Source organism: Streptomyces sp. G7(2002), from assembly GCF_028870195.1.
In the GTDB taxonomy this organism is placed as follows: Bacteria; Actinomycetota; Actinomycetes; order Streptomycetales; family Streptomycetaceae; genus Streptomyces; species Streptomyces nigrescens.
Map to the genome: position 1 here is coordinate 3,752,044 of NZ_CP102609.1, position 14,556 is coordinate 3,766,599.

The following is a 14,556-nucleotide window of genomic DNA, read 5'->3' on the forward strand; positions in this document are numbered from 1 at the left end:
GGGCCACCCGCCCGAAGGGGCCGTCCGGCATCGGCCGGGCGGCCCCTTTCGCGTACGGTCCGGCCGGTGTCACTGGCAGCGGTCGACGGCCTCGATCGTGCGGGCCGCCTCGCCGAGCGCCGCCCGCAGGACGGCCGGATCGGTGGCGGCGGCGCCCGCGCCCTCCGGCGGCACCAGCCAGCCGGTGCCGGTCACCGGCGGCTCCTCCGGGGCCCCTTCCTCGCACAGTGCGCCCAGTGCGATCCCCCGCCCGGAGGTCTGGGTACAGGCACTGCCCGGCACGTCCCAGCCGTCCGCCGTGCCCGCGGGCACCAGAAAGCCGAGGGTGTCGCAGGCGCCGTCATGGAGGACGGGGCCGACCCCGTCCCGCAGCCGGAGGATGTCGACGGCTTCCAGGCCCTGCCGGGCCGGCACCGTGACGAGGTCACACGCCTGGGCCGGTACGGCCGGTCCCCCGGCCGCGACGGCCGGTCCCCGCCCACCGCCGGCCTGGCCCGCGGACCCGTTGCCGCCCCTGCTCACGCCGGTCTCCCACACGGAGAACCCCTCCTCCTGCACGTACCCGACCCTTTACACCGACTTCAACGGCCGGACGTGTCAACAGCTACGGCGGCGTAACGCTGCAAAGGATGGCAGTTCATGGCAGATCGCGCGCGAGATATCCGATTTGTAGCCAAACTGTGCGTATCGGAGCCATCACAGCCGGTACGGTCATCCCGCCGCACCGCCAGGAGGCGGCAACGCCACCTGATGGCACGGAGAGGGCACGGAGAGGGTCCGCCATGGCGTCGCCAGCAGCTAGTTCAGCGTCGTCCCGCACCGTACCCGCCCGCCCGAACCTCGCCTTCCGACAGCTGCGCGGCCGGCTGTCACCGGGCGAGTTCGCGGCGGCGGTCCGACGGTCCGCCCGTGAGATCGGCGAACAGGTCTCGTGCGACGCCCGCTATGTGGGCCGCGTCGAGTCCGGGGAGATCCGGTGTCCGAACTACGCCTACGAGCGGGTGTTCCGGCACATGTTCCCCGGGCTGACGCTGCCCGACATGGGGTTCGCGCCGCGCGAGGCGGTACGCGGACGGGGGGCGCGTACGGCGGCGGTCAGCGCCGCGCCCCTGGCAACCGACCCCGACCACCGCGATACCCGTATCCAGATCTGCGAGGAGAGCGACGTGCTGCGTCGCGCGTTCATCACCGGCGGCCCGGCAGCAGCCCTGGGCTTCGCCGCCCTGCATCCCATCGAGGCCGCTGCCGCCGCCGCGTCCGCCCATGTGCCGGGCCCGCGCACCTCCGGCCGTCCCGGGACGGCCGAGGCCGCCGCGGTCGAGGAGGCCGTCCGTCATATCCGGCTGCTGGACGACCGGCACGGCGCGGAGGGCATCTACCGCCGCGCCGCCCAGCCGCTGCGCGCCGCCTACGAACTGCTGGACGCGGGCGTCCAGCGTCGCTCGGTGTCCGACCGGCTGCACGCCGGGGCGGGTGAACTCGCCATCACCGTGGGCTGGCTGGCGCATGACTCGGGCCGTTTCGAGGATGCCCGCTCGCACTACGCGGAAGCCCTGGCCACCGCCCGGGTCTGCGGTGATGCCGCCCTGGAGGCGCACGCCTTCTGCAATACGGCCTTCCTCGCCCGCGACGCCGGCCGGCCGCGGGAGGCGGTGCGGGCCGCGCAGGCCGCGCAGCAGGCCGCGAAGCATCTGGCCTCGCCGCGGCTGCTGTCGCTGCTGGCGCTGCGGGAGGCGGGCGGCTGGGCGGGGCTGGCCGACCGCGCCGGCTGTGAGCAGGCGCTGGCGCGGGCCGAGCGGCTGTTCGCGGGCGGGCCGCGGGACGGCGACCCGGAGTGGATGACGTTCTACGGCGAGGCCGAACTGGCGGGCCTGGAGGCGCAGTGCTGGTCGGCCCTGGGTGACGCGGGCCGCGCGGTGGAGCAGGCACGCCGGGCGGTGGCGCTGCAGGATTCCCACTTCACCCGCAATATCGCCCTGTTCACCGCGGAGCTCGCGGGCGATCTCGCGGACAGCGGGGAGCCCGAGGAGGCCGCCGCGGCCGGGGCCCGGGTGCTGGCGCTGCTGGAGCAGGTCCGTTCGGCCCGTATCCGGACGATGCTCGACGGCACGGCCCGGACGCTGCGGGCGTACCACGGCGGCGGCGCGGTCTCCGGCTTCCTGGAGCGGCACGCGGCCTCGGCCGCATCCGGCGGCGGGACGCCGGCCCCGGGCTCCGCGGGCTGACGGCCCGCGGAGCGGCGGGCCGACGCCCCGTCAGGCGGCCTGCGGTGCCCGCGCCTCCGGCCGGACCGTGGTGGCCGGGCGGCCGTCGTTCAGCCGAGGTGCCCGGTGTCGTTCCAGCGCTCGATCGCCGGTTCCCCGTAGGCCCAGCCGAGCACCGACAGGGACGTCGGCTCCAGCCGGATCCGGGCGCCGAAGGAGATGCCCAGACCCAGCCAGCGGGCGCCGAGGGCGCGCAGGATGTGGCCGTGCGCGAAGACCAGCACATCGCGGTCGGCGGACCGGGCCCAGTCGATGACCTCGTCCGCCCGCGCGGTGACCTCGGCGAGCGTCTCCCCCTCCGGCACCCCGTCGCGCCAGATGAGCCAGTCCGGCCGCCCGGACTTGATCTCGGCCGGTGTCAGGCCCTCGTACGCGCCGTAGTCGATCTCCATCAGCGCGTCCCACGGCTGCGCCCGCTCGCCGAATCCGGCCAGCTCACAGGTTTCCTTGGCACGCACCAGGGGGCTGGTGCGGACCTCGACACCCGGCAGTCCCTCCCAGGGGGCGCGGTGCAGCCGCTCGCCCAGCAGCTTGGCGCCGCGCCGGCCCTCGTCCAACAGCGGGACGTCCGTACGGCCGGTGTGCCGGCCGGACAGGGACCACTCGGTCTGCCCGTGCCTGGCCAGGAATATGCGCGGTGCCATGGTCGTACCTCTCGCCGATCGCTCGGCTGCTCGTTCTCGGTGCGGGCGGCGTTGACCGCGGGCTTTCCATCATCGCGCATCGGGTCGATTTGTCCCTGACCGGGGAGGCGGTCCCGCCCGGGACCCGGCGCCCGGGGCGGTCGCGCCCACGGCGTATGGGGCATCCGGCGGCGGGCGGTCGCCCCGTATGTCGGTGCCGGATGCGAGACTTCCGCGGGTGAACGCTTTCCGCGACAGCCGACCCGCGTCGGCCGCCCCTTCGGCGGGGCGGCCGACGGCGACGCCGAGCCCGCCGCCGGGGGATCTTGCTCCCGGCGTGCGCCGGGGGAGACTCACCGAGCTGCGCGGCCCCGGTGTCCGCCCCCGCTCCCTCGACGCCCGTGCGCTCGCCGCGCTGGCCGCCAACCCCGGCTGCCGGCGCCGCGCGCTGCTGGACGGCGCGGGCATCGACAAGGGCGCGCTGGCCCAGGCGCTGGGCTCGCCCGCGGCGTACGGCCAGTCGCAGTTCGCGATCGTCCGCGGCAATGCCTTCGAATCCCGGGTGAAGGCCGACGGCGGCACGGAGCTGCTGCGGCTGCTGCACGAGCGGCTGGCGCCCGGCACCCCGCCGCCCGCGCCGGAGGAGGTCGCCACCCCCGATCTGTCCGCGGCCGGGCCCGAGGGCCGGGCGGCCCGTACGGCGCTGGCGCTGCGCGAGGCGACCGCGGCCGGCGGCTGGGCGCTGCTCGACCATCCGATGCTGGTCGTCGAGGTGGCCGGCTCGCCCGCCTATGTGGAGCCGGACGCGGTGGTGGTGCATCCGGACGGCAGCTGGACGGTCGTCGAGATCAAGTCCTTCCCGATGATCGACGGTTCGGCGGACGCCGCGAAGGTGGGCGCCGCCGCGCGGCAGGCGGCGGTGTACGTGCTGGCCCTGGAGCCGGTCGCCGGTCATACCGGCGCGCACACCGGCCGCCCGGTCCGGGTCCGCGACCGGGTGCTGCTGGTGTGCCCGAAGGACTTCTCCAACCTCCCGACCGCCGCGGCCGTCGACGTCCGCAAGCAGCTGGCCACGACCCGGCGGCAGCTGGCGCGCCTCACCCGGGTCGAGGAGATCGCCGCCGCGCTCCCCGACGGGACCACCTTCGACCTCCGGCTGGCGGACGACGGGAAGACCCCGACCCGTCGGCCCGAGGAGCTGGCCGAGGCCGTCGAGGCGGTCGACGCGGCCTACGCCCCCGAGTGCCTGGCCGCGTGCGAGCTGGCCTTCCACTGCCGTAAGCGGTCCCGTGAGGACGGCGCGGTGGAGGCGCTCGGGCGCGGCGTCCGGGGCGAGTTGGGCGGGCTGCACACCATCGAGGAGGTGCTGGCGGCGGCGGTCCCCGACGGCCCGGAGTCCCCCGAGGCCCCCGACGACGGGCCGGACGACCCGGCCGTCGTCGCGCTGCGCCGGGCCGCCGCGCTGCGGGCCGAGGCGCTGGCCCGCCCCACCGTGCCGGGACCGCGAGCGGAGGAGCCGGGATGCCGCTGATCGAGACGCTGGCCAGGATGGAGGCGGTGGCGGCGGGCCGCGCCCGGCCACGGTGCACGGTCCGCCACCGCCATCTGTCCGAACGCCCTTTGGTGTTCGTCCCGTTGACGACCGCGGGCGAGGCCGGTGCCCCGCTGGGGGCGCTGGTCGGCACGGACCGCGAGAAGCCGGTGCTGCTGGCCGTCCCGCAGCCCCGCGACCGCGATCTGCGGTTCGCGTTCCTCGCCGAGCTGGCGGAGTCGGTGCTGCCCTATGTGGACGGCTTCGCGGACGCCATCGAGTGGGAGGAGCGCAAGGAGACCGACCCCGAGACCGGCAAGAAGGTCCCGGTGCAGGTCGAACTGTGCGCGGACGCACCGCAGTTGATCGTGCCGAGCGCCGCCGGCATCGAGTTCGTCCGGCTGCTGGGCCGCTCCATGCGCTTCCGGCGGACGGCCGAGCAGGAGCCGGAGACCCCGTATCCCGCGCCGCCGCACGTCCCGCTGCTGGGCCGCTGGCTGACCCACTTCGGCGAGCGGGCGCGGGTCCCGGGCGCGAGCCTGCTGCTGTCCATGACCGGCCTGCTGACCCGCCATTGGGCGACGGGCCAGAGCGTGCTGGAGGACCAGCACCTGGGCGCGCTGCTCTCCTGGATCGACCCGCCGCCGGGGCTGTCCGGCCGGGAGGCGGCCGAGCGCGCGGAGTCGGCGCGGGACGCGGACGGCCAGTTGCTGTGCCCGCCGGCCGGCCCGGCCACCGACCCGGCGTTCGACAACCGGCTGCTCGCCCCCGCGATGGCCCGCTACGACGCCGGGCTGCCGGGCGCCGAGGACGCGCTGCGCACCCTCGTCGAGGGACAGCTGCGACCGGCCTGGGACGCCGTCTGGCACGGCATCGACCTGCTGCGGGAGCTCCCCGCGGGCGCCCGGGTCCCCGACCGCTGGAAGCGCGACCGCTGGTCGTACACCGCGCACCGGGACCGGATCCGCGCCGGGGAGCCCCCGCAGCCCAAGCAGGACGACGCGGTCACCGCCGCGCAGAAGCTGTCCGCACGGGAGACCGCACAGGCCCAACTGGACGCCCAGGAAGCCCTGGACGACCCGTTGGTGATGGCGGGGCGCCGGCTGGCGGGCGAGGCGTTCCAGGGCACGGTCACCGGCGTCGAGATGGCCTTCTCCGAGGGGCGGCGGCCGATGCCGCGCCCGCTGGTCACCCTGCGGACGGCCGACCGGCCGCAGCTGTCGGAGGGCGGCAAGCTCTACCGCTCGGTGGCGGACGGCAAGACCCAGACCGCCGAATTCGTTGCGTATGTGACCGAGGAGCCGGGAATTCTGGTGGTGCGGCTGACGGGCGGGATGGGGCGCGGGAAGACGCCGGAGCCCGGTTCGGTGCCGGAGCCGGACGACACGGTGTGCTGGACGCTGTTCGAGCACGCCCCGCGCGGCGGCCCGGAGCTCCCGGACCCCGAGGACACCCCGTGGACCCACGGCGGCCCGCCGTCCGCTGCCGCGGACGCGCCGCACCCCGCCCCCGACCCCGTGACCGCGGAGGACTTCCTGTGACCCGCGCCCGGCCCTCGACCGCCCTGGAGCACACTCCCGTATGACGGCCACTCAGGAACCCACCACCGCCGGTCCCTTCGACCCCGCCGCCGCGGCCGCCGCGGCGACCGACGCGATCCTGCGGGACACGCTGCACGGCACCCGGCGCGGCGTGGTCGTGGACTCCCCGCCCGGCGCCGGAAAGTCCACCCTCGTGGTGCGGGCGGCCCGCGAACTCGCCGCCGCCGGGCGCCCGTTGATGGTGGTCGCGCAGACCAACGCCCAGGTCGACGATCTCGTGCTGCGGCTCGCCGAGAAGGATCCGCAGCTGCCGGTCGGGCGGCTGCACAGCAGTGAGCCCGGCGCCTTCGACCCGGCGCTGGCCGAGCTGCCCGCGGTCCGTACGTCCGCGAAGGCCGCCGATCTGGCCGGGATGGACATCGTGGTCTCGACGGCAGCGAAATGGGCGTACACCAAGGTCGACGAGCCCTGGCGGCACGCCATCGTGGACGAGGCCTATCAGATGCGCTCCGATGCGCTGCTGAGCGTCGCCGGGCTCTTCGAGCGGGCGCTGTTCGTCGGCGACCCGGGCCAGCTGGACCCCTTCAGCGTGGTCGGCGCGGAGCAGTGGGCGGGGCTGGCCTACGACCCGTCGTCGAGCGCGGTGTCCACCCTCCTGGCGCACAACCCCGATCTGCCGCAGCACCGGCTGCCGGTCTCCTGGCGGCTGCCCGCCTCGGCGGCGCCCCTGGTCTCCGCCGCGTTCTATCCGTACACCCCGTTCCGCAGCGGCACCGGCCACGGCGACCGCCGGCTGGCGTTCGGGGTGCCGGGCGACGGCTCGGGCGTGGACCGCGTCCTGGACGAGGCCGCCGAGTCCGGCTGGGGCCTGCTGGAACTCCCCGCCCGCCACACCCCGCGCACGGACCCGGAGGCGGTCCGCGCGGTGGCCCAGGTCGTGCGCCGGCTCCTGGACCGCGGCGGCGCCACGACCAGCGAGGCCCACGGGGCTCCGGAGGGGGCCGCGCCCGCCCCGGCACCGCTCACGGCCGGCCGGATCGCGGTCGGCACCGCCCATCGCGACCAGGCGGCGGCCGTCCGCGCCGCGCTCGCCGACCTGGGGGTGAGCGGCGTCGCGGTGGACACCGCCAACCGTCTCCAGGGCCGCGAGTTCGATGTCACGGTCGTCCTGCATCCGCTGTCCGGCCGGCCCGACGCCACCGCCTTCCACCTGGAGACCGGCCGGCTGTGTGTACTCGCCTCCCGCCACCGGCACGCCTGCATCGTGGTCTGCCGGGCCGGCGTCGCCGATCTGCTGGACGAGCACCCCTCGACCGAGCCGGTCCGTCTCGGCGTCACGGTCAAGTTCCCGGACGGCTGGGAGGCCAACCACGCCGTCCTCGCCCATCTCGCGGAACACCGGGTGGCGTGGCGTCCTTAGGGAGCCTGTCCGACGGCGGCCCGCCAGGGCGTACGGCCTCTCCCCCGGGGCCCACTTGCGCGCAGCGGGACAATGGAATGCGGCACACGATCTGGAGGTAGGTACATGTCCGAGCCGCGACCGGCTCCCGACCCGCGTGGTACGGCGCCCGGACCACGGCGGATGAAGCCCGCGCAGCTGCTCTTCGAGCCGCCCGAGGCCGTCGCCGACCCCGAGCACTTCTTCGGCCTGGAGTCGATGGAGGACCCGCGCGAGCTTCTCGGCCGCGCCACGGAGCTGACCCTGGCCTTCCGCGCCGCGGCCGACCGCGCCACGGAGTTCCAGGCGCTGGCGGCCGCCCAGCTGTCCGACCCCAGCCGGTTCGACCGGCTGCCGCTGGCCACGCTCGCGGAGCAGGCGGAGTGGACCGAGGACTACGCACAGAAAATGATCGAGTTCGGCCGCAGCCTGATGCGGAGCGGCAGCACCCTGCCGGGCGACATGGACTGACCGCCCCGGCCCCGCCCACCGGCCCCCAGGAACCCCGCCCACCGACGCGCCCCACCACGGCTCATGGTCCATGATCATGGGCCGCTGGCATATGCAAGGGGGGAAAGATACCGGCTCCCCCACCGCCCCGTCCCGTTTTCCGCCAATCAGCCAAGTCCCGCGTGCCGGCTGGGTAGACCTGTCCCCATGAGCGACTGGCTGCCTGAGACCCCCCGCACCCTGGCCTTTCCGACCGCGGCATATGTCACCCTCGCGGGCGCCGACTGGCTCGCCTCCGCCAGCCCCCATCCGGACGAGATGCACACCGTGTGGGCCACCCGGCCGGCCGCGCCCAGCGTGCTGCCCTGCGGCACCGCCTTCGACGTGATCAACGCCCCGGCGCTCTTCGGGCGGCGGATGGTGGACCGCTTATGGTCCGACGGCCCCGGCTCGGGGCCGGTGGCGGCGCACCGCGGCCGGATCCTGCTGTTCGCCGCCCCGGGCACGGCCCAGCGGCTGCCGGCGCTGCTCGTCTGGGAGGAGTGGGCCACGGCCGTCCCGCCGCTGCTGTGCCACGGCAGCGGGGACGCGGTGACCGTCCCGCCGCTGCACCCCCGCCAGAGCCCCGCCGCGGACCGGACCGCGGGCGCCGGCGCCCCGGCCGACGAGGACCCGGCCGCCCCGTCCGTCTCCCGCTGGCTGGTGGCACCGGATGTCCGCAACCCCTGGCTGCCCGGCCCCGACGTACTGCTCTGGGCCTGTGTCCGCGCGGCCCGCTCGATGGCCGGCCCGGTGCACGAAGCCGCAGCTCAGCACCCCGTTTCCATGCTGACCGCGGGCTGAGACAAACCGATTTTTGTCCTCCCCGACCAGGATGCTAATGTTTTCCCCGTCAGCAGGCGCCGCTAGCTCAGTTGGTTAGAGCAGCTGACTCTTAATCAGCGGGTCCGGGGTTCGAGTCCCTGGCGGCGCACAGACGGTCGAAGGCCTCCACTCCGGTGGGGGCCTTCGTCGTTCCCGGCTGTACGACGCGGTCAATACGCCGCGGTCGGTGCGGTGCGGTCGGTGCGGCGCGGTCAGCCGCGGTTCACCTTCACCGCCCAGTCCCCGTCGGCCGTCCGGCCCTCGACCTGGATGCGTACCCCGTCCTCGGCGTCGTCCATGCTCTCCCCCACGCCCAGCGGAGCGTCCGCGAGGGGCGGGTAGACGGAGGTGCCCCAGCAGGCGGAGGTGGCCGGATGCCCGTCGAGCACCTGCACGGGGCCCGCCCCGGAGGCCGTCCGGCTGTGCACGCGGTAGACCAGAACGCCCTCGGTGCACAGGGAGCGGTCGTTGCCCATGGCACCGCGTGCCTCGATGGCGAGCGCGCTGTCGGGGCCCGTACGGACGACCAGGAGCCGCGGCCGGCGCTGGGCCCGGGGTTCCTCGGGGGCGGACAGGGTGCGCAGGGAGTGCAGGGCGCGTCCGGTCAGATCGAGGCAGTCGACCTGGCTGTCGGCGATCCAGCCGAGCTTCCACTTGTGCCAGGCGAAAGGGTCGGGCGCCAGTCCGAACTGGCTGCCCATGAGGTCCCAGTCGCCGACGTAGGTGTCCCAGTCGCCCTTGCCGTCCTCCGGCCGGTGATAGAGGTCCGGCAGGTCGAAGACGTGCCCGGTCTCGTGCGCGAGGACATTGCGGTCCGGCGGGCTCTGCTCGAAGACGGTGACGAACCGGTGCAGATCATGGTCGTCGGCGTGCAGCGGCCGGTCGAGGTTGACGACCTTGGTAGCGTCCGAATCGACACCGGGGGCGTCCGGGTCGGCGACGAAATAGACCACGTCGTACCTGCTGAAGTCCACGGAGGGATCGGCGGCGGTGACCGCGTCGCGCAGGTAGGACGAGCGCCGGCCGGCGTCCCAGTCGCGCTGTATTCCGTAGGAGACGGACGAGCGCGGCATCTGCACCCAGCGGCGGTGGATGTGCGGGCGCAGCCGGAACTTCCCGTACGAGGCGCGGTCGAAGAAGCCGGAGGTGGCGGGGAAGTAGTCGTGGGACAGGTCCTGAGGCGCCGAGAGGGGCCGGGAGTCCGGGAAGGACAGGAAGATCATGACGGCGTTGAGCGTGCGGTCCGGGCGCGGATAGGACCCGTTCCAGCTGTCGACGCCCTCGGAGTGGTGCGCGTCGGTGCGTCCCAGGGCGCACGGGAGCACGGCCTCGGAGGCGGTGGCGGGTCCGGCGACGATCGAGGTCGCGATGAGCGCGCTCAGGGAGGTGGCGACGGCCGCGACGCGCCGCAGGCTGCGGCGATCCGCCCCGTCGGGTGTCTGGGCGCGCGGCACACATACCTCCAGGGACGGATTCGGAGACCTCATCTACCCTGTGGCGATTTAATGCTATTCGTCCTGTTTTGAAGGCCCGGACGAGTGACCGGCGCGTCTTGGCCGTCCCGTAACGGAAAGTCACAAACGGCCAACGGGGCAATCCGTACGAACAGAGCCGGGCAGAAATGGCTGAAGTTCCGTCATGCGCGCGGACGATCACGGCTGCGTCGCTGGATCGGCCGTCGTGCCAGCCTCTATGATCGCCACACTTTCCAGCGCGAGATCCCCCCTCCATCACGAGACAGCGCCACGCGGGAGCGAGCAGTGAGCGGACACCCCGACAGCCCGGGCCGCACGCCCGGAGCGACGCTCCCCTCAGTGACGGAGCGTGATGAAACGACCAAAGAATCCGCCGAGGCCCGGCCGGCCACCGGCGGGCGCTGCGACGACACCGCGGCCTCGCTCGGCGACTACCGCGCCACGTTCCACGCGGCGCGGGTGGCGATGGCCGTCCTCAACCGCGACGGCCTGGTCCTCGCCGCCAACCCGGCCTTCGGTGAGCTGGTCGGCGCCGACCCGGCCGAGCTGGTGGCCGCCACCGCGGCGGACCTCACCGACCTCGGCGCCGACCCACGGGTGTGGACCGCCTACCGCGAGGTGCTGTGCGGCCGCAGCGACCGGCTGCGCTGCACCCGCCGCCTCAAACACCCCGAAGGGCACTCCGTCTGGGTGGAGGTGACCGTCGAGCCGCTGACGCCGGAGCCGCTCAGCGGCGAGGAGCGGATGCTGCTGTCGGTCGCGGACATCAGCGACCGGCACGATCTGCTGGCCCGGCTGCGGCATCTGCAGATGCACGACCCGGTGACCCGGCTGCCCAACCGGGCGCTGTTCTTCGAGCGGCTCTCCTCCGCCCTGGAGACCGCCTCCTTCGAACCGTCCGGCACCGGCCGCATCGGGCTGTGCTACCTCGACCTGGACGGCTTCAAGGCCGTCAACGACACCCTCGGGCACCGCGTCGGCGACCGGCTGCTGAGCGCGGTGGCACAGCGTCTGACGCGCTGCGCGGAGAGCGCCGCGGACCGCGGGGCGGGCCGGGGCGGGCATCTGGTCGCCCGGCTCGGCGGTGACGAGTTCGCTCTTTTGGTGGAGGACTCCACCGGCACCGACCAGCTCGCCGAACTGGCCCAGTGCGTCCTGGACGCGCTGCAGCGCCCGTTCGACCTGGCCGGGCAGCGGCTGTCGGTGTCGGCGAGCATCGGCGTCGTGGAGCGGGCCGCCACCGGCACCACCGCGACCGGTCTGATGCAGGCCGCGGACACCACGCTGTACTGGGCCAAGGAGGACGGCAAGGCCCGCTGGACGCTCTTCGACCCGGAGCGCAATGCCCACCGGATGACCCGGCAGGCGCTCTCCAGCACCCTGCGCCCGGCCGTGGACCGCGGCGAATTCACCCTGGAGTACCAGCCGCTGGTCGGGCTGGGGGACGGCCGGGCACAGGGCGTGGAGGCGCTGGTGCGCTGGCGCCATCCGCAGTTCGGGACGCTGTCGCCGAATCGGTTCATCGCCCTGGCGGAGGAGAACGGCGCGATCGTCGAGCTGGGCCGCTGGGTGCTGGAGCGGGCCTGCCACCAAGCACGCGCCTGGCAGCTGGCGCACCCCGGCGAGCCGCTGTTCGTCAGCGTCAATGTGGCCGTACGTCAGGTGTGGGACTCCGACCTGGTGGCGGATGTCGCGGGGATTCTCGCCGAGACCGGGCTGCCGCCGGAGCTGTTGCAGCTGGAGCTGACCGAGTCCGCGGTGATGGGCTCGGCCGGCCGCCCGCTCCAGGCCCTGCAGGCGCTCAGCGACATGGGCGTACGGATCGCCATCGACGACTTCGGCACCGGCTACTCCAACCTCGCCTACCTCAGCCGCCTCCCGGTCTCCGTACTGAAGCTGGACGGGTCCTTCGTCCGCGGCTTCCGCTCGCAGGAGCATCCGAACCCGGCGGACGAGATGATCGTGGAGGCGCTGGTGGCGCTGGCGCACCGGCTCGGCCTCACGGTCACCGCCGAGTGCGTGGAGAGCGCCGAACAGGCCGAGCGGCTCCGCCGGATCGGCTGCGACACCGGCCAGGGCTGGCTCTACTCCCGCCCCGTCGCCCCCGACCGGGTGGCGGCCCTGCTCGACGCGGGCCGCCACACGGGGGCCTGAGGGCCGCAGGTATGCAGTGCGCCGGTGCGGGCGGAACGACGTTCCGCCCGCACCGAAAAAGAATCCCGCCACAACGGCGCGCCACCCCCGCGGCAGGGTCCGGCGGAATCAGCACCGGCCGCCACCACCCCGCACGACGCCCTCAGGCCGGCAGGCCGTACTCATCCGCGATCAGCTCGTACGAGCGCAGCCGGGCCGCGCCGCCATGGGCGTTGGCGGTGATCATCAGCTCGTCGGCGCCGGTGCGCTTGGCGAGGTCGTCCAGGCCCTGGCGGACGGCGTCCGGGGTGCCGTGGACGACATTGCCGAGCCAGCTGTCGACGAAGCCCCGCTCCAACTCGTTGAAGCGGTACGCCTCGGCCTCCTCCGGGCTGGGGACCAGGCCGGGGCGTCCGGTGCGCAGCCGGACCATGGACAGCGCGCCGGTCATGACCTGACGGCGGGCCTCCTGCTCCGACTCGGCGGCCAGCGCCGCGACCCCGATCAGGGCGTACGGCTCCGACAGCACCTCGGAGGGGCGGAAGGACGCGCGGTAGAGGTCCAGCGCGGGGAGGGTGTTGGCCGCGGAGAAGTGGTGCGCGAAGGCGAACGGCAGGCCGAGGGAGCCGGCGAGCCGGGCGCTGAAGCCGGAGGAGCCCAGCAGCCACAGGGGCGGGCGGTGCGGGTCCTGGACGCCGCCCGGTGAGGTCGCCTGGACCGGGCCGGGGACGGCATGGATCTTGGCGTACGGGTGGCCGTCGGGGAAGGAGTCGTCCAGGAAGCGGGTCAACTCGGCCAGCTGCTGCGGGAATTCGTCCGCGCCTTCGTGCAGCCTCTCGGTCCTGCGCAGCGCGGCGGCGGTGGCCCCGTCGGTGCCCGGCGCGCGGCCCAGGCCCAGGTCGACCCGGCCGGGGGCCATCGCCTCCAGGGTGCCGAACTGCTCGGCGATGACGAGCGGGGCGTGGTTGGGCAGCATCACGCCGCCGGAGCCGAGGCGGATGCGGGTGGTGTGGGCGGCGAGGTGGGCGAGCAGCACCGCGGGCGAGGACGAGGCGACGCCGGGCATGGAGTGGTGCTCGGCGACCCAGTAGCGGTGAAAGCCCCGGCGTTCGGCCGTACGGGCGATGTCGACGGCCGTGCGCACCGCGGCCGAGGCGGTGCTGCCGGCGCCGACCGTCACCAGGTCGAGCACCGACAGCGGGACGGGTGCGGTGCCCGGGGCCGTGCCCCGTATCCCGTCGCCGGCCGTCTCGCCGCTGCCCCGGATCTCCTCGTCTTCGCCGCTCACGGTGCGGGTCCTCCTCGCGTCGGTGGTCTGCGAGGAGGACAACCGGAGAGGATCTCCACTTATTCCCGGGTCAGATCCCCGGCGCGGCACCGCGGTCGGCGGGGCCGCCGGACCTCCCTTCGGCCGAGGCCCCTCAGACGCCCCCTAGGCGTGCGCGGTCCGCGAGAAGAGGGTGCCGAGCGCGGGACAGCTGATCGTGCGGTCGAGCAGCCGGAGCCCTTCCCAGACCGTCACCTGATTGGCGGTGAGCACCGGCTTGCGCAGCTCCGCTTCGAGGGCCGGCAGATGTTCCGCGGTGTGCAGCGCGGTGTCGGGCAGCAGCACCACCTCGGCGTCCGGATGGTCACCGGCGCGGGCGAGCGCCAGCACTTCCTCGCTGCCCCAGGTGCCGACCTCGGCGGCGGTGATGATGCCGCTGCCGCGGGTCGAGACGACCTCCGCACCCGCGGACTTCAGGAAGGCGTGGAAGCGCTCGGCCACGTCGTCGGGGTAGGTGGCGGCGATCGCGACCCGCCGGGCACCGAGCGCCTGGACGGCATGGGCGAAGGCGAAGGACGTACTGGAGGCGGGCAGGCCGGCGGTGGCGGACAGCTCCCTGACCTGTTCGTGGGCGCCCTCCCAGCCGAAGACGAAGCTGGCGCTCGTACAGGCCCAGACGACGGCCTCGGCGCCGCGTTCCTTGAGCTCGTCGACGCCGGCCGCCAGCCGCCCGGCGGAGCCCATCTCCAGCAGGGCGTCGACGCGATGGGCGTCCTCGCCGATATCGGTGTGCACGAGCGGCAGGCGGATCCCGCCGCCCAGGAGCGCTTCGAGCCGGGGGTAGTCGTCCTCCGCGGAGTACCCGGGGTAGAGGAAGCCGACCGATGCCATGCAGGTCTCCCTTGCGTGTACGGCTGCGGGTGCAGGGGCGTTCGTGGGTGCGGGTGCGCTCACGGGTGGTGCGGTGGGT

Annotated in this window: 12 protein-coding genes and 1 tRNA gene; 8 read left to right on the forward strand and 5 right to left on the reverse strand. The window is 74.4% G+C overall.

The features are described 5' to 3' along the window. Window positions 1-69: 69 nt before the first annotated feature. The gene (locus NUT86_RS15470; RefSeq protein WP_266443091.1) at window positions 70-537 is read right to left on the reverse strand and encodes a hypothetical protein; all 468 of its coding nucleotides are present in this window, start codon (window positions 535-537) and stop codon (window positions 70-72) included. A 245-nt stretch (window positions 538-782) separates the two neighbouring features. Between NUT86_RS15470 and NUT86_RS15475 the strand changes: the two genes are divergently transcribed. Beyond that, a complete protein-coding gene (locus NUT86_RS15475; RefSeq protein ID WP_266443088.1) occupies window positions 783-2,225 on the forward strand; it encodes a tetratricopeptide repeat protein in 1,443 nt (480 codons plus the stop codon). 89 nt (window positions 2,226-2,314) lie between these two features. On the opposite strand, the gene NUT86_RS15480 is transcribed toward NUT86_RS15475, so the two are convergent. Beyond that, a complete protein-coding gene (locus NUT86_RS15480) occupies window positions 2,315-2,908 on the reverse strand; it encodes a histidine phosphatase family protein (RefSeq protein ID WP_274735809.1) in 594 nt (197 codons plus the stop codon). Between the two features lie 187 nt (window positions 2,909-3,095). Here NUT86_RS15480 and NUT86_RS15485 point away from each other — a divergent pair, with 187 nt between their 5' ends. The 6 genes from NUT86_RS15485 (at window position 3,096) to NUT86_RS15510 (ending at window position 8,820) form a co-directional block, all read left to right on the forward strand. Further along, window positions 3,096-4,418, forward strand: coding sequence for a hypothetical protein (locus NUT86_RS15485; protein WP_229838181.1), 1,323 nt, complete (start codon window positions 3,096-3,098; stop codon window positions 4,416-4,418). Beyond that, complete coding sequence (locus NUT86_RS15490; protein WP_274735812.1) at window positions 4,409-5,959, forward strand: hypothetical protein; 1,551 nt, start codon at window positions 4,409-4,411, stop codon at window positions 5,957-5,959. Before NUT86_RS15485 ends, NUT86_RS15490 begins: the two co-directional genes overlap by 10 nt. Window positions 5,960-5,999: 40 nt before the next feature. Then, entirely contained in the window at window positions 6,000-7,379 is a 1,380-nt protein-coding gene (locus tag NUT86_RS15495; protein WP_018091377.1) for an AAA domain-containing protein, read from the forward strand. A gap of 105 nt (window positions 7,380-7,484) precedes the next feature. Next, window positions 7,485-7,868: a hypothetical protein gene (locus tag NUT86_RS15500; protein WP_026169932.1), complete on the forward strand. Its 384-nt coding sequence runs from the start codon at window positions 7,485-7,487 to the stop codon at window positions 7,866-7,868. Between the two features lie 186 nt (window positions 7,869-8,054). Beyond that, entirely contained in the window at window positions 8,055-8,690 is a 636-nt protein-coding gene (locus tag NUT86_RS15505) for a bifunctional DNA primase/polymerase (RefSeq protein WP_093646404.1), read from the forward strand. Between the two features lie 56 nt (window positions 8,691-8,746). Further along, window positions 8,747-8,820, forward strand: a tRNA-Lys gene (locus NUT86_RS15510). A 103-nt stretch (window positions 8,821-8,923) separates the two neighbouring features. Here the strand turns inward: NUT86_RS15510 and NUT86_RS15515 are convergent. Then, window positions 8,924-10,165 (reverse strand): M6 family metalloprotease domain-containing protein, encoded by a 1,242-nt coding sequence (locus tag NUT86_RS15515; protein ID WP_159488170.1) that lies wholly within the window; start codon window positions 10,163-10,165, stop codon window positions 8,924-8,926. Window positions 10,166-10,525: 360 nt separating this feature from the next. Between NUT86_RS15515 and NUT86_RS15520 the strand changes: the two genes are divergently transcribed. Beyond that, window positions 10,526-12,340, forward strand: coding sequence for a putative bifunctional diguanylate cyclase/phosphodiesterase (locus NUT86_RS15520; RefSeq protein ID WP_274735816.1), 1,815 nt, complete (start codon window positions 10,526-10,528; stop codon window positions 12,338-12,340). Window positions 12,341-12,482: 142 nt separating this feature from the next. On the opposite strand, the gene NUT86_RS15525 is transcribed toward NUT86_RS15520, so the two are convergent. Continuing rightward, a complete protein-coding gene (locus tag NUT86_RS15525) occupies window positions 12,483-13,607 on the reverse strand; it encodes an LLM class flavin-dependent oxidoreductase (protein ID WP_266443074.1) in 1,125 nt (374 codons plus the stop codon). Window positions 13,608-13,751: 144 nt separating this feature from the next. After that, window positions 13,752-14,477, reverse strand: coding sequence for a maleate cis-trans isomerase family protein (locus NUT86_RS15530; RefSeq protein ID WP_018091371.1), 726 nt, complete (start codon window positions 14,475-14,477; stop codon window positions 13,752-13,754). Between the last annotated feature and the right edge of the window lie 79 nt (window positions 14,478-14,556).